The following is a 26,694-nucleotide window of genomic DNA, read 5'->3' on the forward strand; positions in this document are numbered from 1 at the left end:
CCAGCCGCGCAGTTTGGAGTTTAGGCAGGTTCCCCGGGTTCCGTGATTTTTTACAAACAGTGCCTGAAACAGCAGGATTTATTTGTCGCTGGGGACGGTATCCGGCTTGTCTATGCTTTCCCCTGAGGCGCGCCTTGCCAGCCGGGCATACCCGGCGCCAGAATGCCGCCATCTGCCCCGCCTGATGTAAGGAAGCCCGATGCCTGATCCTGTTGCTGCCAGCCTGCGTCTTGCGCCTGAAGCGCTGACCCGCCCTTTCTCTGCTGAACAGTTCAGCTTCTCGACCACCAATGATTTGGAGCCCTTTCGCGGTGTGCTTGGCCAGGAACGTGCGGTCGAAGCCTTGCAGTTTGGCGTGGCCATGCCGCGCCCCGGTTACAACGTGTTTGTCATGGGCGAGCCGGGCACCGGTCGCTTCTCCTTCGTCAAGCGTTACCTGAAGGCCGAAGGCAAGCGCCTGCAGACCCCGTCCGACTGGGTCTACGTCAACAATTTCGACGAGCCCAGGGAGCCCAGGGCACTGGAGTTGCCCGCCGGTGCCGCGGGCAGCTTCATCAGCGATATCAACGGCCTGATCGATAACCTGCTGGCGACCTTCCCAGCGGTGTTCGAGCATCCGTCTTATCAGCAGAAGAAGAGCGCCATCGACCGCGCCTTCAACCAGCGTTATGACCGTGCCCTGGATGTGATCGAGCGCCTGGCGCTGGAAAAGGACGTGGCGCTGTACCGCGACAGCAGCAACATCGCCTTTACCCCGATGTTCGATGGCAAGGCCCTGGACGAAGCCGAATTCGCTCAGTTGCCGGAGGCCGATCGCGAGCGCTTCCATGAGGACATTTCCGCATTGGAAGAGCGCCTCAACGAAGAGCTGGCGAGTCTGCCGCAATGGAAGCGCGAGTCGAGCAACCAGTTGCGCCAGCTCAATGAGGAAACCATCACCCTGGCCTTGCAGCCCTTGCTCGCGCCGCTGTCCGAGAAGTACGCGGAAAACGCCGGAGTCTGTGGATATCTGCAGGCGATGCAGGTCTATCTGTTGAAGACGGTGGTCGAGCAGTTGGTGGACGACAGCAAGACCGACGCGGTGGCGCGCAAGCTGCTGGAAGAGCAGTACTGCCCGAGCCTGGTGGTGGGTCACCCGGCCAGTGGTGGTGCGCCGGTGGTGTTCGAGCCTCATCCGACCTACGACAATCTGTTTGGCCGGATCGAGTACAGCACCGATCAGGGCGCGCTCTACACCACTTACCGGCAACTGCGCCCCGGTGCCTTGCATCGGGCCAATGGCGGCTTCCTGATCCTGGAAGCCGAGAAGATGCTCAGCGAGCCCTTTGTCTGGGACGCCCTCAAGCGTGCCCTGCAGTCGCGCAAGCTGAAGATGGAATCGCCTCTGGGCGAGATGGGTCGCCTGGCCACCGTGACCCTGACGCCGCAGATGATCCCGTTGCAGGTGAAGGTCATCATCATCGGTGCCCGCCAGCTGTATTACACGCTGCAGGACCTGGACCCGGACTTCCAGGAGATGTTCCGGGTACTGGTGGATTTCGACGAAGACATTCCGATGGTGGACGAGAGCCTGGAGCAATTCGCCCAGCTGCTCAAAACCCGCACCTCGGAGGAGGGCATGGCGCCGCTGACAGCCGATGCCGTGGCGCGGCTGGCTACCTACAGTGCACGTCTGGCGGAACACCAGGGGCGCCTTTCGGCGCGGATTGGCGATCTGTTCCAGCTGGTCAGCGAGGCCGACTTCATCCGTCACCTGGCCTCGGACGAGATGACCGACGCCGGGCACATCGAGCGGGCACTGAAAGCCAAGGCCACGCGTACCGGCCGGGTGTCGGCGCGGATCCTCGACGACATGCTGGCCGGGATCATCCTGATCGACACCGACGGCGCGGCCGTGGGCAAGTGCAACGGCCTGACGGTGCTGGAAGTCGGCGACTCGGCGTTCGGGGTGCCGGCGCGGATTTCCGCCACGGTGTATCCGGGCGGCAGCGGTATTGTCGACATCGAGCGTGAGGTCAATCTTGGTCAGCCGATTCACTCCAAGGGGGTGATGATCCTGACCGGTTACCTGGGCAGCCGCTATGCTCAGGAGTTCCCTCTGGCGATTTCCGCCAGCATTGCCCTGGAGCAGTCCTACGGCTACGTGGACGGCGACAGTGCCTCCCTGGGAGAGGCCTGCACGTTGATTTCGGCGCTGTCGAAAACCCCGCTCAAGCAGTGTTTTGCCATCACCGGCTCGATCAACCAGTTCGGCGAAGTGCAGGCGGTAGGCGGGGTCAACGAGAAGATCGAAGGCTTCTTCCGGTTGTGCGAGGCTCGCGGCCTGACGGGAGAGCAGGGGGCGATTATTCCCCAGGCCAACGTGGCCACCCTGATGCTCGACGAGAAAGTGCTGCAGGCGGTGCGTGCCGGGCAGTTCCATGTCTACGCGGTGCGTCAGGCAGACGAGGCCCTGAGCTTGCTGGTGGGTGAGCCGGCCGGTGAGCCGGATGCCGAAGGGCAGTTCCCTGAAGGCAGCGTCAATGCGCGGGTTGTGGAGCGTCTGCGGGTCATCGCCGAGATGATCAGTGAAGAAGATCTCAAAGAGGCGGAAAAGGAGTTGGCGCAAGAGGCGTTGAGCGAGGCCAAGCCTGCGTGACGGCTGTCGATGGCGAGGGCTGTGTCCCTCGCTGTCGGCGTCGGGAGTCTGACGTCAATTTGACAAAATAGACCATTCGGCGCCTGTCGGATCGCTCAACTTTGTTTATCGGGCTTTTCTTCTATTCTCAGGGCAAGGAGAACGACAGTCGTCGCTGGATCGAAACAGCCCTCAACTGAAGGCTGAACAGTGGTTCTACCGAGGGTCGCCGCCATGTCGCGCAACCTTTGTCTCACCCGCCAATGCCTTGGCCTGGTTACCCGTATCGAATGCAGCGTCCGCCCACTGGCGGGGGACAACGGTATGTGGACTCTTCTCTTCGCCGCCGGAATGGCCGGTGAACAACCCTCCGCGATCAAGTCCCAGGGACCGTTCTGTGGCCCCGTGGTCGCCGAATCGATTCTCGACTCGATCGTTGAAAGCCTGACCACCCATGGCTATCAGTTGGCCGACGACCCGCAGATCTGGTGCCTGCACCTCCAGGCCCAACTGCGGCAGATCAATGGCGAACGGGGACGCGGCGTCGGCGACTTCTAGTTCCAGCCCGAGCCCTGATCCTCAGGAGGCCGGTGGTGCCGACTCGCTTTTCTCCAACTTGACCTCGAAGCCATATTCCACGGTTTCGAGGTCGCTGCGGGTATAGCTCTCCAACTGGCTGGGCTGGCCATAGAAGTAGTGCACGTCGAACAGCGCCGGACCATCGGCCGAGGCGGTATGGCTGGTCGCGAGAATCTCCTTCAGGTACTGGCCGTTGTCGTCCTTGGCATAAAAGCGCCAGGCGTCCGCGGGGAAGAGTTTCTGGTCCACGATCAGGGCATTGCCCTTGAGCTCGAGCCCCTTGGGCAGCTGCCGGGTGCTGATGCTGTCCTTCTTGATGCTGGCCAGGAACAGTGGAATGGAGCCCACGGCGTAAGCCGGGGTTTCCGGGAACAGGTTGAGGTCGTAGGTGATGATGCCGCGCAGCGGGTCGATCTCGAAGGCCTCGTCGGGCAGTTCGATCGGTTCGCCGCGCTGGCCCTTGTCGTTCTGGGTGAAGAAGGTCAGGGGCGTGTCGCCGGTGCTGAACTCCGAGCCCAGCAGTTCGTCATTGAAGGTCCGTGGGTGGCTGAACTCAATGCGCATTGCGCTGGCATCCTCCACCGATTGGTTGATGGTCACGGATTTCTTCAGGGTTTCCTCGTCGAGCTGAGCGCCCTTGAGGTAGTTGGCAGCCTGATCGTCATAGACCACCACTGGCATGGGCAGCGGCTGGACGTTCTTGTCGGTGGTGCTGCGGTCGAAACGATGCACCGGCAGGTCCAGGTCCTTGCGTGTGACGCTGGCCTGAGCGAAGTCGAGCACCGCCACCTCGAGCTTTTCCACCACGCCGTTGAAATACACCTTGGCGTAATGATTGGTGTGTTGTTGCTCGAAGGCCTTCTGCTCGTTCTCCAGTTGTTTCTCGAAGTCGTCGCTCCAGCTTTTCTGCTTCTGCATCTCGGCCAGTTGCTGTTGGTAAAAGGCAATTTGTGCCGCGCTCTCGTTGATCGAGCCGGAGCGGGAGAGGATCTGGCCGGTGCTGTCCCGGGCTTGTGTCAACAGCGGGTTGAGCGACGTGTCGTTGGCCTCTTCGGGGAGCGGGCTGCTGTTGTTCAGTTCGATTTCAGCGACGTTTTTCTCCAGCGACAGCAGGGTCAGGCGGATGTTGCCGTCTTGGCGTGGCTTGCCGATATCGGCCTTGCTCAGCTCGAAGGTGAGAACGCGACTGGGGGCGATCACTTCAAGCTTGCCCAGCAGGGAGACGGGCTGCGGCTGGTTCTTGTTGTCCACCTCCAGGCCCTCGATAAAAGGGTAGGTTACGGTCAGGTCGTCCGGACTGGTCAGGTTGGAGCTTGACGGGCTCAGTTGAATCCCCGGATCGGTTTCCGACCATTCAGGTTGGAAGGGGATGACTTTGTTGTTGCTCAAGGTGACCGACTGCCACTCCAGGCCGTGGGGAAAGGGGAACTGCGCGGGCATGTCGAAGCTGAAGGGAAACACCGGTTGCAGGTCGGTCAGGTAGTCGGAGCTGGAAGGCTTGCGCAGCACGAACAGGCCATTGACGTAGGTGTCCACCAAGGCTTGTGGCGTGGGGTAGTGCTTGAGCAGGGCCAGGCTGTCTTCGCCGTATTCGGTGTCGATCGGCTTGCTGGCAAGCTTGCCTTGCGCACGCTCCAGAAGCAGTAGCGAGCCCCCGAGATCGCTGACGGCATCTTTGAGCTTGGGATCCTGGATAGCGTCCAGGGAGGCCTCGAACTGCCGGGTTCTCTCTTCGAGGCTGGCCTGCTTGTTTTCGTCGCAGGGTGAACAGCCGCCGCTGATCAGCAGAACCAGGCCAAGGCCGATGCTTGTCAAAGGCAATCGCAAATCCATTTTCCAGTCTTCCTGTCCAATGTCGGTGAGTGGTAGGAACGGTTCGACACTAGCAGAAAAAACGTGCGGAAAAACTCGTAGAAACGGAGATTGCCTTTGGTTTATGGGCATTTGGCGCGCTGATATACTCGCCGCCGTTTTTTACTCCGGGTGCGAGATTCAATGGAACGTTTTATCGAAAATACGATGTATGCCTCACGCTGGCTGCTGGCGCCGATCTACTTCGGTTTGTCCCTGGGCCTGCTGGCGTTGGCATTGAAGTTCTTCCAGGAAGTCTTTCACGTCATTCCCAATGTGTTTTCGATGGCTGAGTCGGATCTGATCCTGGTCCTGCTGTCGTTGATCGACATGGCCCTGGTGGGCGGTCTGCTGGTGATGGTGATGATCTCCGGCTATGAGAACTTCGTCTCGCAGCTGGACATTGATGAAAACAAGGAAAAGCTCAGCTGGCTGGGCAAGATGGATTCTTCGTCGCTGAAGATGAAGGTGGCGGCGTCCATCGTGGCGATCTCGTCGATTCACCTGTTGCGGGTGCGGATTTCGGAGCACCGTGACCGGCCGTTTCGGTTGATCGTGACCGGTCATTTCGCTAACGCGTGACCGCTCATTTCGGTAGCAACGTGACCGATTTTCCGCCTGTTCCGAAACAGGTGGTCACGGCTTACCGAAATCGCCGGTCACGACTTAGCGAAAGCCTTCCCCTTCGTTGCGCATGACCTGATGCGCCGCCATCCTCGACCGATTTCGGGAGAGGAAGATGGCGGCGCCGCGAGTAGCCATGCGAAACATCAAAGAATGTCTGCGCCTCAAGTTTGAGGCCGGCTTGTCCCACGAGAAGATTGCCCGTGCCTTGCAGCTGTCCAAGGGCGTGGTTAGCAAGTACATCGCGGCGGCGCGGGTGGCCGGGCTGGACTGGCCGGCGCTGGTGGCCATGGACGAGGCCGCGCTGGCGGCCGCCTTGTTTGCACCGACGTCGACGAACAAGCCGCGCGGTGAGCGAGTGCTGCCCGATGTGCTGAGCATCCACCGCGAGTTGCGACGCAAGGGCGTGACCTTGCAGCTGCTGTGGGAGGAATATCTCGCCGCGCATGCGGGCCAGCCGACCTACCGCTACACCCAGTTCGTCGAGCACTACCGGCGCTACGCCCAGACGCTCAAACGTTCGATGCGTCAGCTGCACCGTGCGGGCGAGAAGCTATTCATCGACTATGCCGGGCCGACGCTGCCGGTGGTCGACCCGGCCACCGGCGAAGTGCGCCGGGCGCACATCTTCGTCGCCGCCCTGGGCGCCTCGAATTACACCTATGCCTGCGCGACGCCAGGCGAAACCCAGGTGGACTGGCTGACCTCGCTGGGCCAGGCTCTGACCTACTTTGGCGGCGTGCCGGAAATGGTTGTGCCGGACAATCCGCGCGCCCTGGTCGCCCAGCCGGATCGCTACGAGCCGGGCCTGAACCGGGCCACGCTGGAGTGCGCGCGTCATTACCAGACGGTGATCCTGCCGGCACGGCCACGCAAGCCTCAGGACAAGGCCAAGGCCGAGGTGGCGGTGCAGGTGGTCGAGCGCTGGATCATGGCGCGGCTGCGCCATCGGCAGTTCTTCAGCCTGCATGCGCTTAACCAGGCCATCGCCGAGCTGCTGGAGGATCTGAATCGGCGCCCGTTCAAGCGGCTCGATGGCTGCCGGCGCGACTGGTTCGAGCGCCTGGATCGCCCGGCCTTGCGAGCGCTGCCGGTGCATCCCTACGAGGTCGCCACCTTCAAGCGCTGCAAGGTCAGCATCGACTACCACATCGAGGTCAATGGCAGCTTCTACAGCGTGCCCTCCGCCCTGGCCCGGCAGAACGTGGACGTGCGACTGACGGCACACACCCTGGAAGTGCTGCATGGCAACCGGCGGGTGGCCAGCCACCTGCTGCTGGGGCGACGCGGCGCTTACAGTACCCAGCGCGAGCACATGCCCGCGGCGCACCAGGCGCATCGCGAATGGACGCCACAACGCCTGCTCGACTGGGGCGCGCGGATCGGCCCCTACACGCGCCAACTGATCGATCACCAACTGACCCACAAGCCGCACCCGGAGATGGGCTACCGCGCCTGCCTCGGCCTGCTCTCGCTGGCCCGGCGCTATGGCAATGCACGCCTGGAAGCCGCTGCCGAACGTGCCGTACACCTGCGCGCCTTCACCGGGCGCAGCGTGCGCAACCTGCTCCAGCAAGGCCTGGATCAACAGCCGCTGCCCCAGCGTGCCGCCGAAACGACCTTACCCGGCGACCACGAGAACGTCCGTGGCGCCGACTACTACCAACCCCCGCAACAGGAGCTGTTCGATGATGCCGCAACACACCCTGAATCAACTGCACCAGCTACGCCTGGACGGCATGGCCCGCGCCCTGGAAGAGCAATGGACGCTGCCGGCCAGCCACAGCCTGAGCTTCGATGAACGCCTCGGCCTACTGCTCGACCGCGAACTGGCCTGGCGTGACAACCAGCGCCTGGTACGGCTGCGCAAGAAGGCCAAGCTCAAGTACGCCAACGCCTGCCTGGAAGATCTCGACCGCCGCACCGGACGCGCCCTGGACGAGCGTCTGATCGCCACCCTGGCCAGTGGCGACTGGATCCGCCAGCAGCACAACCTGCTGCTGACCGGCCCGACCGGTGCCGGCAAAACCTGGCTGGCCTGCGCCCTGGGCAACCAGGCCTGCCGCCAGGGCTATAGCACCCTGTACCTGCGCACCCCGCGCCTGCTGGAACAACTGCGCATCGCTCATGGCGACGGCAGCTTCGGCCGTACCCTGCAACAGCTGGCAAAGGTCGACGTCCTGGTGCTGGACGACTGGGCGCTAGCCCCGCTGGAGGAAGGAGCCCGGCATGACCTGCTGGAGGTGATCGACGACCGCGCTGGCAGCCGCTCCACCATCCTGACGAGCCAACTGCCCATCGAGCACTGGCACGGCTGGATCAACGACCCGACCCTGGCCGATGCCATCCTCGACCGCCTGGTGCACAACGCCTACCGACTGACGATGAAAGGCGAGTCGCTGCGCCGAAAAAAAGCCGAGGAACAAGCCGCATCGTGACCGATGCGATTACAATCCAGAACCCGCGCAACCGGGGTGGAAGCACCGGTCACGTATTAGCGAAACGCTCGGTCACGTTCACCGAAATCCGCATTGCGGGTGTTCATGGACGCCAAGAACACTCCGACCGAGTACCTGCTGTGGTACGTGGTGATTCACATGACCTTCGTGATTTCGGCGTTTGCCATGGGCTACCTGGACAAGCTGACCAAGCACTGATTGCGCCTGCTGGATGAATACCGGCCGCCTGTGCGTTGCGAAACGGACGGGCGGTGTTGTTTGTGGCTTGTGCTTTTCTTGGCCGAGGAATATCCATGTAGGCGTCGGAGGTTTCCAATGCACGAGGTGCGCTCATGAACCTGCAGGAAATGAATGCCTACGCCATCGCCGGAAAAGTCGATGAATTGAACCTGATCTCCCTGGAAGGCGGGATCTATCTGCTGGAAGCGCGCATGCACGGGGCTGCTTACCCGCTCAGCGACGCCCAGGGGCAGATGTTTCATCTGCGTTCGGTAGAGCATGCCCGTGAGGTATTGCAGTCCTTTCCCAAGTTGCCTTTCAACCTGATCCACACTTCGGTGCACGATGAGATGTGCGGTTTGTCCGCCAGTGCCGAAGAAAGCCTGAAGGTACCGATCACTATGCGCTCTGCCTGGTAATGGCGGGGTTGCGCTGATTATCGCCGAACTTCTGTGCTAGTCTGCTCGCCCTTTTGATTCCGGGCGCTCCGGGAGGCCCTGAGTTTTTGCGGCCGTTCCTGGGCCGTCCGCACAGCGGAGCAGTGTCATGTCCGAAGTAAATCTGTCCACCGACGAAACCCGCGTCAGCTACGGTATTGGCCGTCAGCTGGGTGACCAGCTGCGCGACAACCCGCCACCGGGTGTGAGCCTGGACGCAATCCTGGCGGGCCTGACCGACGCATTCGCCGGTAAGCCAAGCCGTGTGGGTCAGGAAGAGATGTCCGCCAGCTTCAAGGTGATTCGCGAAATCATGCAGGCCGAAGCGGCAGCCAAGGCTGAAGCGGCTGCTGGTGCCGGCCTGGCTTTCCTGGCGGAAAACGCCAAGCGTGAAGGCATCACCACCCTGGCTTCCGGTCTGCAATTTGAAGTGCTGACCCAGGGCGACGGCGCCAAGCCATCTCGCGAAGACAGCGTGCGCACCCACTATCACGGCACCCTGATCGACGGCACCGTGTTCGACAGCTCCTACGAGCGCGGCCAGCCTGCCGAGTTCCCGGTAGGTGGCGTGATCGCCGGCTGGACCGAAGCGCTGCAACTGATGAACGCCGGTAGCAAATGGCGTCTGTACGTGCCGAGCGAACTGGCTTACGGCGCACAAGGCGTGGGCAGCATCCCGCCGCACAGCGTTCTGGTGTTCGACGTCGAGCTGCTGGACGTTCTGTAACCCGTGTAGGGGCCAGATGGCTGGCGATGGCGGCCGCGCACGCGCGGTCAGTTCATCTTCGGCCAGCTTGCCCCTTTCGCGGTCCTGGTTTCATAGACGGATTTTTGCGCCCAGGCTCTGGCCATCGGCGCCGGTTGGCCGCAAGGCTCTGGCGTAGCAGAACAAAAACAGGTTGCGCACCAACTCCTTGAGTACCAGCGGCTCGCTGGAGCTCAAACCGTTCAGGTCCAGATCCCCCTGGTCCTGCAGCTCGCTCAGGGCTTCCTCTTCCAGCACAGCACAGACTTCCCCGGTTTCCCGATGCAGGATTCGCAGATAGGGGTGTGGCCGGTCCAGCCAGGCATCAATCAAATAAGTCATGGGTGTCATCTCCTTGAATGGGTTTCAATGAGAATAATTCTTATTCAATGAATAGCAAGTACCTATTGGCGGTTTCTGCTTTTTTCTGTGTGGAAATTGTTTTCGATCAAATCGGCTGGCTTTTCGCTAGCAGGCGTATGAATCAAGCATGGCGGGGGTATAGGCGGGATACCCTCTCGCGGCAGGCGCGAGAGGGTGCAGGCGTCAGACCTTGCGGACGAACTCGGATTTGAGCTTCATCGGGCCGATGCCGTCGATCTTGCAGTCGATGTCGTGGTCGCCATCGCACAGGCGGATGTTCTTGACCTTGGTGCCGACCTTGACCACCAGAGAGGTGCCCTTGACCTTGAGGTCCTTGATCACGGTGATGGTGTCGCCGTCTTGCAGCACGTTGCCCACCGAATCTTTCTTCACGGCTTCATCGGATGCGGCTTCGGCTTCGCCGCTGGCAGACCACTCGTGGGCGCACTCGGGGCAGATCAGCTGGGTGCCGTCCTCGTAGGTGTATTCGGAATTGCATTTTGGGCAGGGTGGCAAAGTGCTCACTTAAGCTCCTCAAAGTCAGGATGGCTAAAAAGCGCACATTGTATAGGGTTTTGTCGCGGAGGGGGCGCTGGGCAGCTGCACCGGCGAGCCGGCTCCTGCAGATCGGCAGGAGCCAGCGCGGTTTAGTGGGTGCGGGCGACGGCGAATTCGCTCAGTTCCACCAGCGCGTCACGGTATTCGCTGGGTGGCAGGGCTTCCAGGCAGGTAATGGCGCGAGCCACGTAGTCGCGAGCCAGTTGCGCGGTGTAGTCCAGGGAGCCCGACGCCTCAACCGCGGCACGGATGCTTTCCAGGTCCTCGATACCGCCTTTCTGGATCGCCTGGCGTACCAGGGCTGCCTGTTCCGGGGTGCCTTCACGCATGGTGTAGATCAGCGGCAGGGTCGGTTTACCCTCCGCCAGGTCGTCACCGACGTTCTTGCCCAGGGTTTCGGCATCGCCACGGTAGTCCAGCAGGTCGTCTACCAGTTGGAAGGCCACGCCCAGATGGTCGCCAAAGGTGCGCAGGGCTTCGGCCTGTTCCGGCGTCGCGCCGGCCAGGGCGGCGGCGCTGTGGGTCGAGGCTTCGAAGAGCATCGCGGTCTTGCCGCGAATGACTTCCATATAGGTTTCTTCGGTGGTGCTGGCGTCACGCACCTTGGACAGTTGCAGCACTTCGCCTTCGGCGATGATCCGCGTGGCCTGGGACAGAATGCGCATGACCGGCATCGAGCCCAGTTCAACCATCATCTCGAAGGAGCGCGAGTACAGGAAATCGCCCACCAGGACGCTGGGAGCATTGCCCCACATGGCGTTGGCGGTGGAGCGGCCACGGCGCATGCCGGACATGTCGACCACGTCGTCGTGCAGCAGGGTGGCGGTGTGCAGGAACTCGATGGTGGCGGCCAGTAGGCGCAGGTCATCGCCTTCGCGGCCCAGGGCCTTGCCACATAGCAACACCAGCAGCGGACGCAGGCGCTTGCCTCCGGCCGAGGTGATGTAGTCACCGATTTTTGAAACCAGCGGTACTCGGGAAGTCAACTGTTTCTTGATGATGCCGTCGACGGCGCTAAAATCGTCCGCCACCGCGCGGTAGAAAGCTTGGGGTTGCATCAGCGACAGGTGCTCCAGAAGGGTTGCGCGGCATGCTAGGACCCGCGTCCGCAGGTGTCAAGGCGCGCTCCCGGCGGTGCTTCGCGCCGCCTGAACGGCACTTGCATCGCTATTGTGCCTTGCGTACAATCGCGCACCCTGAACTTCCTGGGCAGCACCTGCCTTACGCAATTGCACTTGGGCCGTTCCAGCCCCATGCAGCCATGCCAGCCAATACCTCTTCTTATAAAGAGCTGGGTGAGCAGGATTATCGGAGAAATACCATGTACGCAGTAATCGTTACCGGCGGTAAGCAATACAAGGTCGCTGAAGGTGAATACCTGAAGATCGAAAAACTGGAAGTCGCCACTGGCGAATCCGTGACTTTTGACCGCGTTCTGCTGGTCGCCAACGGCGACGACGTGAACATCGGCGCACCTGTTGTTGCTGGCGCAACCGTCAAGGCTGAAGTGATCTCCCAAGGTCGTCACGATAAAGTCCGCATCATCAAGTTCCGTCGCCGTAAGCACCACATGAAGCGTATGGGCCACCGCCAGTGGTTCACCGAGATCAAAATCACCGGTATTCAGGCTTAATTTCAGCCTAATTCCTCACTAGGAGAATTGAACTCATGGCACACAAAAAAGCTGGTGGTAGTACCCGTAACGGTCGCGACTCAGAAGCCAAACGCCTTGGCGTGAAGATGTATGGCGGCCAGGTCATCAAGGCCGGCAACATCATCGTGCGTCAGCGCGGCACCCAATTCCACGCTGGCTACGGCGTTGGCATGGGTAAAGATCACACCCTCTTCGCGAAAATCGAAGGCGTGATCAAGTTCGAAGTAAAAGGCGCCTTCGGTCGTCGTTACGTGAGCGTTGTCGCAGCTTAATTGCGCGATCGCTGGAAAAGCCCTGTCTCGCGACGGGGCTTTTTCGTTTGTGGGATGAGTCTCTTGCAAAACTGTTTGTACGAGCTGCCAGCGTTGGATGTTTCGGTCGTTGATTGAGGTCGCTGCGCTCATTTTTGCAAGAGTCTTATGTCTTAGTGCTTTTCAGCTCGCCCGTGTGGCGAGAGGCGTTTGAACATGAAGTTTGTTGATGAAGTTTCGATTCGAGTAAAGGCCGGCGACGGCGGCAATGGCTGCATGAGTTTCCGTCGGGAAAAATTCATCGAGAACGGTGGTCCCAACGGCGGCGATGGTGGTGACGGCGGCTCGATCTATATGGTCGCCGACGAAAACCTCAATACTCTGGTGGATTATCGTTACACCCGGCATTTCGATGCCGAGCGCGGTTCCAATGGTGGTAGTACCGACTGCACCGGCAAGAAGGGTGAAGATCTGGAGCTGCGGGTTCCGGTCGGCACCACCATCATCGATGCCGGCACTCAGGAGGTCATTGGCGACCTGACCAAGGCCGGTCAGCGCCTGATGGTGGTGCAGGGCGGCTGGCACGGCCTGGGTAACACCCGGTTCAAGTCCAGTACCAATCGTGCGCCGCGCCAAACCACTCCAGGCAAGCCGGGTGAGCAGCGTGATCTCAAGCTGGAGCTGAAGGTGCTGGCGGACGTCGGTCTGCTGGGCCTGCCGAATGCCGGCAAAAGTACCTTTATTCGCTCGGTTTCCGCGGCCAAGCCGAAGGTGGCCGATTATCCGTTCACCACCCTGGTGCCGAACCTGGGCGTGGTCAGCGTCGATCGCTGGAAGAGCTTCGTCATTGCCGATATTCCGGGGCTGATCGAAGGGGCTTCCGATGGTGCGGGCCTGGGGATTCGCTTCCTCAAGCACTTGGCGCGCACGCGTATCCTGCTGCACCTGGTGGATATGGCGCCGCTGGACGAAAGCAGTCCGGCGGATGCTGCGGAGGTGATTGTCAACGAGCTGGTCAAGTTCAGTCCGTCCCTGGCCGAGCGCGAGCGTTGGCTGGTATTGAACAAGAGCGATCAGATCCTTGAGGAAGAGCGTGAGGAGCGAGTCAAGGAGATCGTTGATCGCCTGCAGTGGACCGGTCCTGTCTATGTGATCTCGGCCATTTCCAAGGATGGCACCGAGCGTCTGAGTCGCGACATCATGCGTTACCTGGAGGATCGCGCTGACCGTCTGGCGGCCGACCCGGCCTACGCCGACGAGCTGGCCGAGCTGGATCAGCGTATCGAGGATGAGGCGCGTGCCCAGTTGCAGGCGCTGGATGATCAGCGTGCTCTGCGTCGCAGTGGCGTCAAGAGTGTCCACGACATCGGTGACGATGATTGGGATGAAGAGGATGTGGATGACGAGGATGGTCCGGAAATCATCTACGTCCGCGACTGATCCTGTCGTCGCGGGCTGGCCCGCGAAGACGGTTTATCTGGCGTGGCGCGGTGTTATCATCGCTGCCAGCCAGCTCTCAAGGCGCCGCTCATTCGAGCGGCGTTTTGGTATCTGCAAGGCGTAAATACGAATAACCCCATGAGTGGCGCTCGGTCGCGCTGCTCGCTGGCAAAGGTTGAATAAGATGCGGAGCAAGGTGACGGGTGCGCAACGCTGGGTCGTGAAGATCGGTAGCGCGCTGCTGACGGCGGACGGCAAGGGGCTGGATCGCGCTGCAATGGGTGTATGGGTCGAGCAGATGGTGGCCTTGCATGAGGCTGGCGTCGAATTGGTATTGGTTTCCTCGGGCGCTGTGGCGGCCGGGATGAGCCGCCTGGGCTGGACCGCACGACCGAGTGCGATGCATGAGTTGCAGGCGGCCGCTGCCATTGGCCAGATGGGGTTGGTGCAGGCCTGGGAGTCGAGTTTTGCCGAGCATGGCCGGCATACCGCGCAGATTCTGCTGACCCATGACGACCTGTCGGACCGCAAGCGTTACCTCAATGCGCGCAGTACCCTGCGGGCGCTGGTGGAGCTCAAGGTCATCCCGGTGATCAATGAAAACGACACCGTGGTCACTGATGAAATCCGCTTTGGCGACAACGACACCCTGGCGGCGCTGGTTGCCAACCTGGTGGAGGCCGATCTGCTGGTGATTCTCACGGATCGCGATGGCATGTTCGATGCTGATCCGCGCAGCAATCCCGATGCTCAGTTGATTTACGAGGCGCGTGCCGACGATCCGGCGCTGGATGCCGTGGCTGGCGGTACTGGTGGTGCCCTGGGGCGCGGCGGCATGCAGACCAAGCTGCGTGCGGCGCGACTGGCGGCGCGCTCCGGTGCGCACACCATCATTGTGGGTGGGCGTCTGGAGCGGGTGCTGGATCGCCTCAAGGCCGGCGAGCGCATTGGCACCTTGTTGTCGCCGGAGCGCGGCATGCTGGCGGCGCGCAAGCAGTGGCTGGCCGGCCATCTGCAGACCCGTGGCACCCTGGTGCTGGATGAGGGGGCGGTATCGGCGCTCGCCCAGGGCAACAAGAGCTTGTTACCGGTGGGGGTCAAGCAGGTGCAGGGTGGTTTCCGGCGTGGCGAAATGGTGGTTTGCGTGGCGCCTGACGGTCGTGAGATCGCCCGTGGCCTGGCCAACTATAGTGCGCTTGAGGCGCAGAAGATTATCGGTCAGCCCTCTGATGCAATTGTGGGTGTCCTGGGTTACATGGCTGAGCCGGAGCTGGTTCACCGCGATAACCTGATTCTGGTGTAAGCGAACGAAGGAAAAGCGAATGCGCGTAGCAAAAGGATTGTTGGGCTTGCTCTTGGCGATGCCGTTCATGGTTTCGGCCGAGGAAATTGGCCAGGTGTCCACGGTGTTCAAGTTTGTCGGGCCGAATGATCGCATCGTGGTCGAGGCTTTCGATGATCCCAAGGTGGACGGCGTGACGTGCTATCTGTCGCGAGCCAAGACGGGTGGCCTCAAGGGTGGCCTGGGTTTGGCGGAGGATCGTGCCGAGGCGTCCATCGCTTGTCGCCAGGTGGGGCCGATCGCGTTCAAGGGTGAGGTCAAGGATGGTGAGGAGGTCTTCAAGGAGCGTACTTCCCTGGTGTTCAAGACCATGCAGGTGGTGCGTTTTCTCGATAAGAAGCGCAACACCCTGGTGTACCTGGTCTACAGCGATCGGGTGATCGAGGGCAGTCCGCAGAATGCGGTGACGGCGATTCCTATCCTGCCTTGGCCACATCAGTGAAATGTTGAATCTTGGCGAGCCGGCTCCGGGTGGGGCTGGCTGGTCGAGGTGATAAATGGCAGGCAATAAAAAACCGACCCTTGGGTCGGTTTTTTAACAAGCGCGTCGCTTAGGCTGCAGCAGCAAGGTTCAGAGCCTTGATGTGGCCATTCAGACGACCTTTATGGCGAGCAGCTTTGTTCTTGTGGATGATGCCTTTATCGGCCATACGGTCGATAACTGGCACGGCCAGAACATAAGCAGCTTGCGCTTTAGCGGCGTCTTTGGCGTCGATGGCCTTAACTACGTTCTTGATGTAGGTACGAACCATGGAACGCAGGCTGGCGTTGTGGCTGCGACGCTTCTCAGCCTGTTTTGCACGTTTTTTGGCGGAAGGTGTGTTGGCCACCGTCGAGCTCCTCGAAAGACTTTTTGGGAAATAGCAAACAAAATAGGCCGCGAATCATGCCGATGAGTTGAAGTCTTGTCAAGGGCGGGTGATACGTTCCGCTGAGTGGTCGATCTGAAGAGGCGGGATATTTATTTCCGGCGCTTGACCTGTAAACTCGCGAGCTTTGGCTCTGTGCTGTTGCGGCGCGGAGTATCGCATAGGTGGGCGTCTTTTCGCCTGCTGTTTATCTACAGGCAAACAACCTTTTCATGAACCTGCTCAAGTCATTGGCCGCGGTCAGCTCTATCACGATGCTTTCCCGGGTGCTGGGGTTTGTCCGCGATACCATCATCGCGCGCACCTTCGGCGCCGGGATGGCGACGGATGCCTTCTTCATCGCCTTCAAACTGCCCAACCTGCTGCGGCGGATCTTTGCCGAGGGCGCCTTCTCCCAGGCCTTCGTGCCGATCCTCGCGGAGTACAAGAGTCAACAGGGCGAGGAGGCAACCCGCACCTTTATTGCCTACGTCTCGGGGTTGCTGACTCTGGTGCTGGCCCTGGTTACAGCCCTGGGCATCATTGCCGCGCCGTGGGTGATCTGGGCCACGGCGCCGGGTTTCGTCGATTCATCGGAAAAATTCGCCCTGACCTCCGATCTGTTGCGAGTGACCTTTCCTTATATATTGCTGATCTCGCTGTCCTCTCTGGCCGGGGCGATCCTCAATACCTGGAATCGCTTCTCGGTACCGGCCTTCGTGCCGACGCTGCTGAATGTCAGCATGATCATCTTTGCGCTGTTCCTCACCCCGTATTTCGATCCGCCCGTGATGGCGCTGGGTTGGGCGGTACTGGCCGGTGGCCTGGCGCAATTGCTCTACCAACTGCCGCACCTGAAGAAGATCGGCATGCTGGTGCTGCCACGCTTGAATCTGCGGGACACCGGTGTCTGGCGAGTGATGAAACAGATGCTGCCGGCGATCCTCGGGGTGTCCGTCAGCCAGATCTCGCTGATCATCAACACCATCTTTGCTTCGTTTCTGGTGGCCGGCTCCGTGTCCTGGATGTATTACGCCGACCGGCTCATGGAACTGCCGTCCGGCGTGCTGGGTGTCGCTTTGGGGACCATTCTGCTGCCGACCCTGGCCAAGACCTACGCCAGCAAGGATCGTCATGAGTACTCGCGGATTCTCGATTGGGGGCTGCGCCTGTGTTTCATCCTGGTGCTGCCGTGTGCCCTGGCGCTGGGCATACTCGCCGAGCCGCTGACTGTCTCGCTGTTCCAATATGGCGAGTTCAGCGCCTTTGATGCTTCCATGACCCAGCGCGCACTGGTGGCTTATGCCGTTGGTTTGCTGGGGATCATCGTGATCAAGGTGTTGGCGCCGGGCTTTTATGCGCAGCAGAACATCCGCACGCCGGTGAAAATCGCCATTTTCACCCTGATCGTGACCCAGTTGCTCAACCTGGCCTTTATTGGCCCCTTGAAACACGCCGGCCTGGCCCTGGCCATCAGTGCCGGAGCCTGCATCAATGCGGGTCTTTTGTTTTATCAGCTGCGCAAACAGCAGATGTTCCAGCCGCAGCCGGGCTGGGGACGCTTTGCACTGAAGCTGGTGGTGGCCGTGGCGGTAATGTCCGCTGTGCTTCTGGGATTGCTGCATTTCATGCCGGCCTGGGACCAAGGGCTCATGCTTGCGCGTTTCCTGCGTCTGGGACTTCTGGTGGTGGCTGGCGTGGTGGCCTATTTCGGCATGCTGGCCCTGCTGGGCTTCCGTTTGCGCGACTTCAATCGCAAAGCCTTGAACTGATGACGCTTTAATGGTCGGGGCAGGGTGGGTACCGGTTTTGTCGGTTCGATCACTTTGGGTTACGGTGCTGCCTGTCGTCGGCCGCCGGGTGTGGTTATAATCGGCCACTTTATGAGCAAGAAGCGCGTTATGCAGCTGGTTCGAGGCCTCCACAATCTGCGCCCCCAGCATCGGGGCTGCGTCGCCACTATTGGCAACTTTGACGGTGTTCACCGTGGTCACCAGGCTATTCTGGGGCGACTGCGTGAGCGTGCGCTCGAGTTGGGCGTGCCCAGCTGCGTGGTGATCTTCGAGCCGCAGCCGCGGGAGTTTTTCTCACCGGAAACCGCCCCGGCCCGCTTGGCCCGTTTGCGCGACAAGTTGCAGTTGCTGGCCCAGGCCGGTGTCGATCGGGTCCTGTGCCTGGCCTTCAACCAGCGCCTGAGCAAGCTTGGCGCCAGCGAGTTCGTCGAGCGGATCCTGGTGGACGGCCTGGGGGTGCAGCACCTGGAAGTGGGGGACGACTTTCGCTTCGGTTGCGACCGGGTCGGCGATTTCGAGTTCCTGCAACAGGCCGGAGCCAGCCACGGATTTACCGTGGAAGCCGCGCAGACCGTTGAGCTGGATGGCTTGCGCGTGAGTAGCACCCAGGTCCGCAATGCCCTGGCCGCTGCCGACTTTGCTCTGGCCGAGCGGTTGCTCGGTCGTCCGTACCGGATTGCCGGACGGGTCCTGCACGGGCAGAAGCTGGCGCGTCAGTTGGGTACGCCCACTGCCAACGTGCAATTGAAGCGCCGCCGCGTGCCGCTCTCCGGGGTCTACCTGGTGAGCGTCGATATCGATGGCAAGACCTGGCCCGGCGTCGCCAATATCGGCGTGCGGCCCACGGTTGCAGGTGATGGCAAGGCCCACCTGGAAGTTCATCTTTTAGATTTTGCCGGCGATCTGTATGACCGGCGTTTGACGGTGGTTTTCCACCACAAGCTGCGTGAAGAGCAGCGTTTCGCCTCCCTGGAGGCGTTGAAGACGGCGATCAATGCGGATGTTGCCGCCGCCCGTGCCCAAGTGGCACGTATCCATAGCGCCAATCGCTAATGAAGAGCCTTAAATGACCGACTATAAAGCCACGTTAAACCTTCCGGACACCGCCTTCCCAATGAAGGCCGGCCTGCCTCAGCGCGAACCACAGATTCTGCAGCGTTGGGACAGCATTGGCCTGTACGGAAAGTTGCGCGAGATTGGCAAGGATCGTCCGAAATTCGTCCTGCACGACGGTCCTCCCTATGCCAACGGCTCGATTCACATCGGTCATGCGGTCAACAAGATTCTCAAGGACATGATCATCCGCTCGAAAACCCTGGCGGGTTTCGACGCGCCTTATGTTCCGGGCTGGGACTGCCACGGTCTGCCGATCGAGCACAAGGTCGAGGTGACTCACGGCAAGAACCTGTCCTCGGACCAGACCCGCGAGCTGTGCCGCGCCTACGCGTCGGAGCAGATCGAAGGGCAGAAGGCCGAGTTCATCCGCCTGGGCGTGCTGGGTGACTGGGCCAACCCCTACAAGACCATGAACTTCGCCAACGAGGCCGGGGAGATCCGTGCCCTGGCAGAGATGGTCAAGGGCGGCTTCGTGTTCAAGGGCTTGAAGCCGGTGAACTGGTGCTTCGACTGCGGCTCGGCCCTGGCCGAGGCGGAAGTCGAGTACCAGGACAAGAAGTCCGCCACCATCGACGTGGCCTTCCCGATTGCCGACGAAGCCAAGCTGGCTGCCGCCTTCGGCCTGGCCAAGCTGGCCAAGCCAGCGGCCATCGTGATCTGGACCACCACCCCATGGACCATCCCGGCCAACCAGGCGCTGAACGTCCATCCGGAGTTCAATTACGCTCTGGTCGACGCCGGCGAGCGCCTGCTGGTGCTGGCCGAGGAGCTGGTGGAGTCATGCCTGGCCCGCTACGGCCTGGAAGGCTCGGTGATCGCCACCGCCCCGGGTTCGGCCCTGGAACTGATCAATTTCCGTCACCCGTTCTATGACCGTCTATCGCCGGTGTACCTGGCCGAGTACGTGGAACTGGGCGCCGGTACCGGCGTGGTTCACTCCTCGCCTGCCTACGGTGAAGACGACTTCGTGACCTGCAAGCGCTATGGCATGGTCAACGACGACATCCTCAATCCGGTACAGAGCAACGGTGTCTACGCGTCGTCGCTGGAGTTCTTCGGCGGCCAGTTCATCTGGAAGGCCAACCCGGCCATCGTCGACAAGCTGAGCGAAGTCGGTGCGCTGCTGCACACCGAAACCATCAGCCACAGCTACATGCACTGCTGGCGCCACAAGACCCCGCTGATCTATCGCGCCACCGCGCAATGGTTCGTCGGCATGGACAAGCAGCCGGAAGCCGGCGGCACCCTGCGCCAGCGTGCCCTGCAAGCCATCGAGGACACCCAGTTCGTCCCGGCCTGGGGCCAGGCGCGCCTGCACTCGATGATCGCCAACCGTCCGGACTGGTGCATCTCCCGCCAGCGCAACTGGGGCGTGCCGATTCCGTTCTTCCTGCACAAGGAAAGCGGCGAGCTGCACCCACGTACCGTCGAGCTGATGGAAGAGGTGGCCAAGCGCGTCGAACAGCAAGGCATCGAAGCCTGGTTCAAGATGGACTCGGCTGAACTGCTGGGCGACGAAGCCGGCCAGTACGACAAGATCAGCGACACCCTGGACGTCTGGTTCGATTCCGGCACCACCCACTGGCACGTGCTGCGCGGCTCGCACCCGATGGGCCACGAAAGCGGCCCGCGGGCCGACCTGTACCTGGAAGGTTCCGACCAGCACCGCGGCTGGTTCCACTCGTCCCTGCTCACCGGTTGCGCCATCGACAACCACGCGCCTTACCGCGAGCTGCTGACCCACGGTTTCACCGTGGACGAGAACGGCCGCAAGATGTCCAAGTCCCTGGGCAACGTGATCGCCCCGCAGAAGGTCAACGACACCCTGGGCGCCGACATCATGCGCCTGTGGGTTTCGGCCACCGACTACTCCGGCGAGATGGCGGTTTCCGACCAGATCCTGCAGCGCAGCGCCGACGCCTACCGGCGGATCCGCAACACCGCGCGCTTCCTGCTCTCCAACCTGAGCGGTTTCAACCCGGCCACCGACCTGCTGCCGGCTGAAGACATGCTGGCCCTGGACCGTTGGGCCGTGGACCGTACCTTGCTGCTGCAGCGCGAGCTGGAGCTGCACTACGGCGAATACCGCTTCTGGAACGTCTACTCCAAGGTGCACAACTTCTGCGTGCAGGAGCTGGGCGGCTTCTACCTGGACATCATCAAGGACCGCCAGTACACCACTGGTGCCAACAGCCAGGCCCGGCGTTCGTGCCAGACTGCGCTGTTCCACATTTCCGAAGCGCTGGTGCGCTGGATCGCACCGATCCTGGCCTTCACCGCCGACGAGCTGTGGCAGTACCTGCCGGGCGAGCGCAACGAATCGGTGATGCTCAACACCTGGTACGAAGGCCTGAGCGAACTGCCGGAAGGCTTCGAGCTGGACCGTGCCTTCTGGGAGCGGATCATGGCGGTCAAGGCGGCGGTCAACAAGGAACTGGAGAACCAGCGCGCCGCGAAAGCGGTGGGTGGCAACCTGCAGGCCGAAGTGACCCTGTACGCCGAGGACTCGCTGTCGGCCGATCTGGCCAAGCTGAGCAACGAACTGCGCTTCGTGCTGATCACTTCCACTGCCAGCGTCGCACCCCTGGCCCAGGCCCCGGCCGACGCGGTGGAAACCGAAGTCAGCGGTCTCAAGCTGAAAGTGGTCAAGTCGAGCTTCGTCAAGTGCGCCCGTTGCTGGCACTGCCGCGAAGACGTTGGTGTGCATCCGGAGCACCCGGAGATCTGCGGACGTTGCGTCGACAACATCAGCGGCGCAGGCGAGGTTCGTCACTATGCCTAACGCCGCAGGCCGTTTCGGCCGTCTGGGCTGGCTGTGGTTGAGCGTGCTGGTCCTGGTCATCGACCAGGTCAGCAAGCTGCACTTCGAAAGTTCGTTGAGCATGTACCAGCAGGTGGTGGTGATCCCGGACTACTTCAGCTGGACCCTGGCCTACAACACCGGCGCCGCCTTCAGCTTCCTGGCTGACAGTTCCGGCTGGCAGCGCTGGCTGTTTGCCCTGATCGCGATCGTGGTCAGCGCGGTGCTGGTGATCTGGCTCAAGCGCCTGGGGCGCAATGAAACCTGGCTGGCCGTCGCCCTGGCCCTGGTGCTGGGCGGTGCCTTGGGCAACCTTTACGACCGCATCGCCCTGGGGCACGTGATCGATTTCATCCTGGTGCACTGGCAGAACCGCTGGTACTTCCCGGCATTCAACTTCGCCGACAGCGCCATTACCGTCGGCGCGGTGATGCTGGCCCTGGATATGTTCAAGAGCAAGAAAACCGGAGAAGCCGTTCATGACTGAACAGGTATTGGCTGAACAACGCATCGGTCAGAACACCGAAGTCACTTTGCACTTCGCATTGCGCCTGGAGAACGGCGACACCGTAGACAGCACCTTCGACAAGGCCCCGGCGACCTTCAAGGTCGGCGATGGCAACCTGCTGCCCGGGTTCGAAGCAGCGCTGTTCGGCTTCAAGGCCGGTGACAAGCGCAAGCTGACGATCGAGCCGGAAAACGCCTTCGGCCAGCCCAACCCGCAGAACGTACAGATCATCCCGCGTTCGCAGTTCCAGGACATGGAGCTGTCGGAAGGCTTGCTGGTGATCTTCAATGACGCGGCGAACACTGAATTGCCCGGTGTGGTCAAAGCCTTCGATGACGCTCAGGTCACCGTCGACTTCAACCACCCGCTGGCCGGCAAGACCCTGACCTTCGATGTCGAGATCATCGACGTCAAAGCGCTTTAAAAGCATCGCCGGCAAGCTGTCTCCTATTCTGTAGGAGCTGGCTTGCCGGCGATCCGCTGTCTACAACGATCTAACTTCTTGCGCGCAAGACACGAGGCACAGCATGCAAATCAAACTCGCCAACCCCCGTGGCTTCTGCGCCGGTGTGGACCGGGCGATCGAAATCGTCAATCGCGCCCTGGAAGTCTTCGGGCCGCCGATCTACGTCCGGCATGAAGTGGTGCACAACAAATTTGTCGTCGAAGACCTGCGCAATCGCGGAGCGATCTTCGTCGAAGAGCTGGACCAGGTGCCGGATGACGTCATTGTCATCTTCAGCGCCCACGGTGTTTCCCAGGCAGTTCGCAACGAGGCCGCCGGTCGTGGCCTCAAGGTGTTCGATGCCACCTGCCCGCTGGTGACCAAGGTGCATATCGAAGTGGCGCGCTACAGCCGCGACGGTCGCGAATGCATCCTGATTGGCCATGCCGGCCACCCTGAAGTCGAAGGCACCATGGGCCAGTACGATGCCAGCAACGGCGGCGCCATCTACCTGGTAGAAGACGAGAAGGACGTGGCCGCGCTGCAGGTGCGCAACCCCGAGCGCCTGGCCTTCGTGACCCAGACCACCTTGTCCATGGATGACACCAGCCGGGTGATCGATGCCCTGCGTGCGCGTTTCCCGGCCATCGGCGGCCCGCGCAAGGACGACATTTGCTACGCCACGCAAAACCGCCAGGACGCGGTCAAGCAACTGGCCGACGAGTGCGACGTGGTGCTGGTGGTCGGCAGCCCCAACAGCTCCAACTCCAACCGCCTGCGCGAGCTGGCCGAGCGCATGGCCACCCCGGCCTACCTGATCGACGGTGCCGAGGATCTGCAGCGCAGCTGGTTCGACGGTGTCGAGCGCATCGGCATCACCGCCGGCGCTTCGGCTCCGGAAGTGCTGGTGCGTGGCGTGATCCAGCAACTGCAAGCCTGGGGTGCAACGGGAGCCGACGAACTGGCGGGGCGCGAAGAGAACATCACCTTCTCCATGCCCAAAGAGCTGCGGGTTCGCTCCCTGCTCTGATCAGCCTGCTGGCGCGCACAAGGCCTGCTCGGCGGAATCGCTGCGCAGGCTGACCCGCCCGCTGCGTGACAGCACCACCTGATGACGGCCGTGCTCCTGGCCGGCCTGGCAGATGTGCAGGGTGCCGGCCTGGAAGGCGCCACTGGGCAGCAACGGGTTGCCCAGTGGGCTGAAACGCACGTAGTACTGCACGGGGCGATTACCCACGATCAGTACCTGCCCGCCGCTGCGCCGCTCGATCAATAGCGGATTTCCCGAATCCTCCGGCCCCTTGCCACTGATGTCCAGAATGATGCGCCAGCCTTGGCTCCAGTCGTTGTCCAGGCCATGGATCAGCGCGGTGCGTTGATGCAGGATCGCCGCCGCCCGGGCATTGCGCAGGCCACTGGCAAGCATCTGCGCGGTGTCCTGCTGGCGATTGGAGCGCAGCAGCTCACTGAAGGCGGCGCCGGACAGTGGCAGCAACAGCGCCAGCACCGCCAGCGCGCTCAGCAGTTCGATCAGGCTGAAACCCTTCTCATGCATGCGGTATCCCTCCCTGGTGCGCCCGGTTTCACGCAATAGCTTAACGGCCCTTGAGCCAAAGGGCCGAGGTGCCAGTCTCCGACCGGCCAGGCGTTGAATTGTTATAGCCGAGGACTTTGCCAAGGCCTGCGGTGAATTTGCGTACAAAGGGTTTCAGCTAGCCGCAACCGTAGATCGTTCTGTCCGTTGTCGCCTTCGGTACGCGCTGTGTGGGGGCGCAGGGCAATGTATTGCGAGGTGTTCCAGCCAGCGCCCTGGAAGCGACGCCGAGACTAACCTCTGGAGGCGGCATCGATTTGCGCCTTCCTGGCGGAGCTCGATGGGCCATCGCCTGCGTGCGGCAGCCGCTGCGGCGAGTGGCCGGTGTCTGGCGCAATGAAAGGGGAGTCATGGAGGACGTTACGGATGAACCGGTGGCATGCACAGGACGGCATGTCCTTGATCGAGGTGCTGGTGGCGCTGTCGATTCTGGCGTTGGGCCTGTTGGGAGCCGCGGCGCTGCAGATCAGGGCGCTGCAGCATACCGACAGTGCGCGTATGAGCACCCAGGCCAGCTTTATCGCCTACGACATGCTCGACCGCATCCGGGCCAATGCATCTGCCGACTACACCCTTGCCACTCCCTCTGGGGGCAGTGCGGGCACGGTGCGGGATCAGGACTTGGCGGACTTCGCCGGCAACGTCGCCAGCTTTGGCGGCCCCAGCGCCAAGGGCCGCATCAGCGTCAGCGGGCAGGTCTATACCGTTCGCATCACCTGGGACGACTCCCGCGCCGCGGGCCAGGTCGAAAGCCAGCGCAGCCTTGAAGTCAGCAGCCGAGTGGCGGTGGAGCCGGGAGGCACGCGGTGAAGCGAGGCAACTGCGGTTTTGCGCTGGTGGAGATGATGCTGGCCCTGCTCTTGGGGCTGGTGCTGGTTTTGGCCGCAACCCAGGTATTTATCGCGGCGAAGAACACCTACCTCAGCCAGAACGCCGCGGCCTACTTGCAGGAGGACGGGCGATTTGTCCTGAGCAAGATGCTCCAGGAAATTCGCATGGCGGGGCTGGCAGGTTGTTTGCGCGAGGTTGACGACGCGAGCAGCGCCACGGAGTTTTCTCGCTACCGGGCCACCCCGATTCAGTGGGACAGTGCCGAGCACAAGCTGACCCTGATCACTGCGGATGTCGGTGAGGATGGCGGGGCGCCGACCTGGAGCCTGGTCACCGACTGCCAGCGCAGCGCGGTGGCCTATTCGGGGGCTCATCAAGGAGGCGTCGGGCAGCAGGTGTTTGCCTTGCGACGAGTGTTCTACAGCTTCAGGAACCGTCAACTGTTGCTGGGCAGTGGCCTGGGCAAGCAGCAAGCAGTGCTGCTGGACAACGTCGAAGCCTTTGACGTCGGTTTCGGTGTGGCCCGCACTGCAACGGATAGCGAGGTTTCAAGCTACAGCTCGCATCCGGGTGATCCGGCGCGGATTCGCAGCGTGCGATTGCGCCTGACCCTGGCCGATCCCGACGCCCGTGTCCGCCCGCAGAGCTACACGGTGGTAGTGGCCTTGCGCAACAGGTTGCCCTGATGAGGTTCGCGGCAGGATTCAAGCCCGTCGGTGAGCGGGGCATGGCGCTGTTGGTGAGTCTGGTGTTTCTGCTGGTGCTGAGCCTGATTGGCCTGTCATCCCTGCAGAACGCCACTTTGCAGGAAAAGATGGCCGCCAGTCTGGTCCGGCACAATCGGGCTTTCCAGGCCGCGGAGGCGGCGTTGCGCCTGGGGGAAAGCGCGGTCCGCCAGGGTGATTACTCTTTGCCGCTGTGCGCAGATCCTGTGCGCTGCGCACCTCCCGCTGAATCGACGGTGGTCAACGGTGCCGGGTTCAATGAGGTTTCGGCCGTGACCTGGATCGCCACTGGCGAGGGTTTTTATGCGGTGCAGAACCTGGGGACTGTCCTGAATGCGGTCGGCCTGCCCCCCGACACCTCGGCCACGTTGTACCGAGTGACTGCAATAGGGCTGGCGGGGCAGGCGCGCAGCGTGCTTGAGAGCATTTATGCCAAGTACTGAGTCCGGCGTGCTTCGATACCTGCGGCCGTTGGTGTTTGCAGTCGCGCTGCCGGGCAATTGGGGGCTGGTTGTCGCGAGTGATGTCCAGTCGCCAGCCACGGTAGCTGATCAGGTTTCGCAGCCGTTCGGTCTATCCGGTCCGTGGCCCTTGAGTGCTGGGTGGTTCAAGGCTGGCGTGGGATGTTCAAGCCTGGCCTGCGGGAAATTGATCGAGTTGCAGGCGTTCAGCGGTAAGATGCTCGGCGCCGCGCCGCTGGACGCCGACGGTGCCGGAGACGTGGCGGACAAGGAAGCCTTCTTCACGGGCACCGTTGATGCGCTCACCGGCCGTGCGGGTGTTTCCAGCCATCAGCCCCGCAAGATCGTCAGCGACCCTGGCGGCGCCAGCAGCTCCCTGGAGGAAAGCTCCAGGGGTGGCAGCCGGCGCATCCTGTGGCGACAAATTCAGTAAG

Annotated in this window: 27 protein-coding genes and 2 pseudogenes; 23 read left to right on the plus strand and 6 right to left on the minus strand. The window is 61.8% G+C overall.

Features of this window, described 5'->3' with window-relative positions; genetic code table 11:
* The first annotated feature begins 199 nt into the window (after positions 1-199).
* Both BLV47_RS03375 and BLV47_RS03380 read left to right on the plus strand, forming a co-directional pair.
* Positions 200-2,638: a Lon protease family protein gene (locus BLV47_RS03375; protein ID WP_092309899.1), complete on the plus strand. Its 2,439-nt coding sequence runs from the start codon at positions 200-202 to the stop codon at positions 2,636-2,638.
* Between the two features lie 213 nt (positions 2,639-2,851).
* Positions 2,852-3,175 (plus strand): PA4575 family protein, encoded by a 324-nt coding sequence (locus BLV47_RS03380; protein WP_092309902.1) that lies wholly within the window; start codon positions 2,852-2,854, stop codon positions 3,173-3,175.
* A 21-nt stretch (positions 3,176-3,196) separates the two neighbouring features.
* Here the strand turns inward: BLV47_RS03380 and BLV47_RS03385 are convergent, their stop codons facing one another.
* On the minus strand, positions 3,197-5,029 hold the full coding sequence (locus tag BLV47_RS03385; protein ID WP_092309905.1) for a hypothetical protein: 1,833 nt from the start codon (positions 5,027-5,029) through the stop codon (positions 3,197-3,199).
* A 162-nt stretch (positions 5,030-5,191) separates the two neighbouring features.
* Between BLV47_RS03385 and BLV47_RS03390 the strand changes: the two are divergent.
* The 6 genes and pseudogenes from BLV47_RS03390 to bamJ form a co-directional block, all read left to right on the plus strand.
* Positions 5,192-5,563 (plus strand): annotated as a pseudogene (locus tag BLV47_RS03390) (TIGR00645 family protein); the annotation flags it as partial.
* Positions 5,564-5,786: 223 nt separating this feature from the next.
* A complete protein-coding gene (gene istA / locus BLV47_RS03395; protein ID WP_062838241.1) occupies positions 5,787-7,472 on the plus strand; it encodes an IS21 family transposase in 1,686 nt (561 codons plus the stop codon).
* Entirely contained in the window at positions 7,360-8,109 is a 750-nt protein-coding gene (istB, locus tag BLV47_RS03400) for an IS21-like element IS1474 family helper ATPase IstB (RefSeq protein WP_062838242.1), read from the plus strand. Before istA ends, istB begins: the two co-directional genes overlap by 113 nt.
* A gap of 93 nt (positions 8,110-8,202) precedes the next feature.
* Positions 8,203-8,328, plus strand: a pseudogene (locus BLV47_RS36455) (TIGR00645 family protein); the annotation flags it as partial.
* A gap of 134 nt (positions 8,329-8,462) precedes the next feature.
* The gene (locus BLV47_RS03410) at positions 8,463-8,768 is read left to right on the plus strand and encodes a DUF6482 family protein (protein ID WP_060841170.1); all 306 of its coding nucleotides are present in this window, start codon (positions 8,463-8,465) and stop codon (positions 8,766-8,768) included.
* 127 nt (positions 8,769-8,895) lie between these two features.
* Positions 8,896-9,513, plus strand: a complete 618-nt coding sequence (gene bamJ, locus BLV47_RS03415) for a BamJ family beta-barrel-assembly machinery protein (protein ID WP_044465159.1) — start codon at positions 8,896-8,898, stop codon at positions 9,511-9,513.
* 90 nt (positions 9,514-9,603) lie between these two features.
* On the opposite strand, the gene BLV47_RS03420 is transcribed toward bamJ, so the two are convergent.
* From BLV47_RS03420 to BLV47_RS03430, 3 genes are all read right to left on the minus strand, one after another.
* A complete protein-coding gene (locus BLV47_RS03420) occupies positions 9,604-9,873 on the minus strand; it encodes a PA4570 family protein (RefSeq protein ID WP_016967029.1) in 270 nt (89 codons plus the stop codon).
* Positions 9,874-10,077: 204 nt separating this feature from the next.
* A complete protein-coding gene (locus tag BLV47_RS03425; protein ID WP_016967028.1) occupies positions 10,078-10,419 on the minus strand; it encodes a zinc ribbon domain-containing protein YjdM in 342 nt (113 codons plus the stop codon).
* 122 nt (positions 10,420-10,541) lie between these two features.
* Positions 10,542-11,510, minus strand: a complete 969-nt coding sequence (locus BLV47_RS03430; protein WP_016967027.1) for a polyprenyl synthetase family protein — start codon at positions 11,508-11,510, stop codon at positions 10,542-10,544.
* A gap of 263 nt (positions 11,511-11,773) precedes the next feature.
* Between BLV47_RS03430 and rplU the strand changes: the two genes are divergently transcribed.
* The 5 genes from rplU (at position 11,774) to BLV47_RS03455 (ending at position 15,581) form a co-directional block, all read left to right on the plus strand.
* Complete coding sequence (rplU, locus tag BLV47_RS03435; RefSeq protein WP_003228361.1) at positions 11,774-12,085, plus strand: 50S ribosomal protein L21; 312 nt, start codon at positions 11,774-11,776, stop codon at positions 12,083-12,085.
* A gap of 35 nt (positions 12,086-12,120) precedes the next feature.
* Positions 12,121-12,378, plus strand: coding sequence for a 50S ribosomal protein L27 (rpmA, locus tag BLV47_RS03440; RefSeq protein ID WP_003228360.1), 258 nt, complete (start codon positions 12,121-12,123; stop codon positions 12,376-12,378).
* Positions 12,379-12,573: 195 nt separating this feature from the next.
* Positions 12,574-13,797, plus strand: a complete 1,224-nt coding sequence (gene cgtA / locus BLV47_RS03445; RefSeq protein ID WP_016967026.1) for an Obg family GTPase CgtA — start codon at positions 12,574-12,576, stop codon at positions 13,795-13,797.
* Positions 13,798-13,981: 184 nt separating this feature from the next.
* Positions 13,982-15,100, plus strand: coding sequence for a glutamate 5-kinase (proB, locus tag BLV47_RS03450; RefSeq protein WP_060841168.1), 1,119 nt, complete (start codon positions 13,982-13,984; stop codon positions 15,098-15,100).
* A 19-nt stretch (positions 15,101-15,119) separates the two neighbouring features.
* Complete coding sequence (locus BLV47_RS03455; RefSeq protein WP_092309908.1) at positions 15,120-15,581, plus strand: CreA family protein; 462 nt, start codon at positions 15,120-15,122, stop codon at positions 15,579-15,581.
* Between the two features lie 109 nt (positions 15,582-15,690).
* Here the strand turns inward: BLV47_RS03455 and rpsT are convergent, their stop codons facing one another.
* Positions 15,691-15,969, minus strand: coding sequence for a 30S ribosomal protein S20 (rpsT, locus tag BLV47_RS03460; RefSeq protein ID WP_016967023.1), 279 nt, complete (start codon positions 15,967-15,969; stop codon positions 15,691-15,693).
* 251 nt (positions 15,970-16,220) lie between these two features.
* On the opposite strand from rpsT, the gene murJ reads away from it, so the two are divergent.
* The 6 genes from murJ to ispH all read left to right on the plus strand — a co-directional run bounded on the left by murJ (position 16,221) and on the right by ispH (position 23,679).
* Positions 16,221-17,759 (plus strand): murein biosynthesis integral membrane protein MurJ, encoded by a 1,539-nt coding sequence (gene murJ, locus BLV47_RS03470; protein WP_092309911.1) that lies wholly within the window; start codon positions 16,221-16,223, stop codon positions 17,757-17,759.
* A gap of 129 nt (positions 17,760-17,888) precedes the next feature.
* Positions 17,889-18,833: a bifunctional riboflavin kinase/FAD synthetase gene (gene ribF / locus BLV47_RS03475; RefSeq protein WP_167365622.1), complete on the plus strand. Its 945-nt coding sequence runs from the start codon at positions 17,889-17,891 to the stop codon at positions 18,831-18,833.
* Between the two features lie 13 nt (positions 18,834-18,846).
* Positions 18,847-21,678: an isoleucine--tRNA ligase gene (gene ileS, locus BLV47_RS03480; protein ID WP_092309917.1), complete on the plus strand. Its 2,832-nt coding sequence runs from the start codon at positions 18,847-18,849 to the stop codon at positions 21,676-21,678.
* Complete coding sequence (lspA, locus tag BLV47_RS03485; protein ID WP_092309920.1) at positions 21,671-22,183, plus strand: signal peptidase II; 513 nt, start codon at positions 21,671-21,673, stop codon at positions 22,181-22,183. The genes ileS and lspA overlap by 8 nt, the downstream gene beginning before the upstream one ends.
* Positions 22,184-22,190: 7 nt before the next feature.
* Positions 22,191-22,628 (plus strand): FKBP-type peptidyl-prolyl cis-trans isomerase, encoded by a 438-nt coding sequence (gene fkpB / locus BLV47_RS03490; RefSeq protein WP_177431320.1) that lies wholly within the window; start codon positions 22,191-22,193, stop codon positions 22,626-22,628.
* A 103-nt stretch (positions 22,629-22,731) separates the two neighbouring features.
* Positions 22,732-23,679 carry a 4-hydroxy-3-methylbut-2-enyl diphosphate reductase gene (gene ispH, locus BLV47_RS03495; protein WP_092309926.1) on the plus strand — a complete coding sequence of 316 codons (948 nt, stop codon included), beginning with the start codon at positions 22,732-22,734 and terminating at the stop codon, positions 23,677-23,679.
* On the opposite strand, the gene BLV47_RS03500 is transcribed toward ispH, so the two are convergent.
* Positions 23,680-24,204: a GspH/FimT family protein gene (locus tag BLV47_RS03500; RefSeq protein ID WP_092309928.1), complete on the minus strand. Its 525-nt coding sequence runs from the start codon at positions 24,202-24,204 to the stop codon at positions 23,680-23,682.
* 405 nt (positions 24,205-24,609) lie between these two features.
* Between BLV47_RS03500 and pilV the strand changes: the two genes are divergently transcribed.
* From pilV to BLV47_RS35250, 4 genes are read left to right on the plus strand one after another with little or no spacing between them, the layout of a single operon-like run.
* Positions 24,610-25,053 (plus strand): type IV pilus modification protein PilV, encoded by a 444-nt coding sequence (pilV, locus tag BLV47_RS03505; protein WP_092309931.1) that lies wholly within the window; start codon positions 24,610-24,612, stop codon positions 25,051-25,053.
* On the plus strand, positions 25,050-25,760 hold the full coding sequence (locus BLV47_RS03510; protein WP_092309934.1) for a PilW family protein: 711 nt from the start codon (positions 25,050-25,052) through the stop codon (positions 25,758-25,760). The genes pilV and BLV47_RS03510 overlap by 4 nt, the downstream gene beginning before the upstream one ends.
* Positions 25,760-26,242: a pilus assembly PilX family protein gene (locus tag BLV47_RS03515; RefSeq protein WP_244168836.1), complete on the plus strand. Its 483-nt coding sequence runs from the start codon at positions 25,760-25,762 to the stop codon at positions 26,240-26,242. The genes BLV47_RS03510 and BLV47_RS03515 overlap by 1 nt, the downstream gene beginning before the upstream one ends.
* A gap of 7 nt (positions 26,243-26,249) precedes the next feature.
* Entirely contained in the window at positions 26,250-26,693 is a 444-nt protein-coding gene (locus BLV47_RS35250; RefSeq protein ID WP_143038235.1) for a hypothetical protein, read from the plus strand.
* Position 26,694: the final 1 nt, after the last annotated feature.

Source organism: Pseudomonas saponiphila (genome assembly GCF_900105185.1).
Taxonomy (GTDB): Bacteria; Pseudomonadota; Gammaproteobacteria; order Pseudomonadales; family Pseudomonadaceae; genus Aquipseudomonas; species Aquipseudomonas saponiphila.

Bases quoted from the DNA above. Each gene is read 5' to 3' on its own strand.
- BLV47_RS03375 (WP_092309899.1), top strand. From the start codon at position 200: ATGCCTGATCCTGTTGCTGCCAGCCTGCGTCTTGCGCCTGAAGCGCTG.
- BLV47_RS03380 (WP_092309902.1), top strand. From the start codon at position 2,852: ATGTCGCGCAACCTTTGTCTCACCCGCCAATGCCTTGGCCTGGTTACC.
- BLV47_RS03385 (WP_092309905.1), bottom strand. From the start codon at position 5,029: ATGGATTTGCGATTGCCTTTGACAAGCATCGGCCTTGGCCTGGTTCTG.
- istA (WP_062838241.1), top strand. From the start codon at position 5,787: ATGGCGGCGCCGCGAGTAGCCATGCGAAACATCAAAGAATGTCTGCGC.
- istB (WP_062838242.1), top strand. From the start codon at position 7,360: ATGATGCCGCAACACACCCTGAATCAACTGCACCAGCTACGCCTGGAC.
- BLV47_RS03410 (WP_060841170.1), top strand. From the start codon at position 8,463: ATGAACCTGCAGGAAATGAATGCCTACGCCATCGCCGGAAAAGTCGAT.
- bamJ (WP_044465159.1), top strand. From the start codon at position 8,896: ATGTCCGAAGTAAATCTGTCCACCGACGAAACCCGCGTCAGCTACGGT.
- BLV47_RS03420 (WP_016967029.1), bottom strand. From the start codon at position 9,873: ATGACTTATTTGATTGATGCCTGGCTGGACCGGCCACACCCCTATCTG.
- BLV47_RS03430 (WP_016967027.1), bottom strand. From the start codon at position 11,510: ATGCAACCCCAAGCTTTCTACCGCGCGGTGGCGGACGATTTTAGCGCC.
- rplU (WP_003228361.1), top strand. From the start codon at position 11,774: ATGTACGCAGTAATCGTTACCGGCGGTAAGCAATACAAGGTCGCTGAA.
- rpmA (WP_003228360.1), top strand. From the start codon at position 12,121: ATGGCACACAAAAAAGCTGGTGGTAGTACCCGTAACGGTCGCGACTCA.
- cgtA (WP_016967026.1), top strand. From the start codon at position 12,574: ATGAAGTTTGTTGATGAAGTTTCGATTCGAGTAAAGGCCGGCGACGGC.
- proB (WP_060841168.1), top strand. From the start codon at position 13,982: ATGCGGAGCAAGGTGACGGGTGCGCAACGCTGGGTCGTGAAGATCGGT.
- BLV47_RS03455 (WP_092309908.1), top strand. From the start codon at position 15,120: ATGCGCGTAGCAAAAGGATTGTTGGGCTTGCTCTTGGCGATGCCGTTC.
- murJ (WP_092309911.1), top strand. From the start codon at position 16,221: ATGAACCTGCTCAAGTCATTGGCCGCGGTCAGCTCTATCACGATGCTT.
- ribF (WP_167365622.1), top strand. From the start codon at position 17,889: ATGCAGCTGGTTCGAGGCCTCCACAATCTGCGCCCCCAGCATCGGGGC.
- ileS (WP_092309917.1), top strand. From the start codon at position 18,847: ATGACCGACTATAAAGCCACGTTAAACCTTCCGGACACCGCCTTCCCA.
- lspA (WP_092309920.1), top strand. From the start codon at position 21,671: ATGCCTAACGCCGCAGGCCGTTTCGGCCGTCTGGGCTGGCTGTGGTTG.
- ispH (WP_092309926.1), top strand. From the start codon at position 22,732: ATGCAAATCAAACTCGCCAACCCCCGTGGCTTCTGCGCCGGTGTGGAC.
- BLV47_RS03500 (WP_092309928.1), bottom strand. From the start codon at position 24,204: ATGCATGAGAAGGGTTTCAGCCTGATCGAACTGCTGAGCGCGCTGGCG.
- pilV (WP_092309931.1), top strand. From the start codon at position 24,610: ATGAACCGGTGGCATGCACAGGACGGCATGTCCTTGATCGAGGTGCTG.
- BLV47_RS03515 (WP_244168836.1), top strand. From the start codon at position 25,760: ATGAGGTTCGCGGCAGGATTCAAGCCCGTCGGTGAGCGGGGCATGGCG.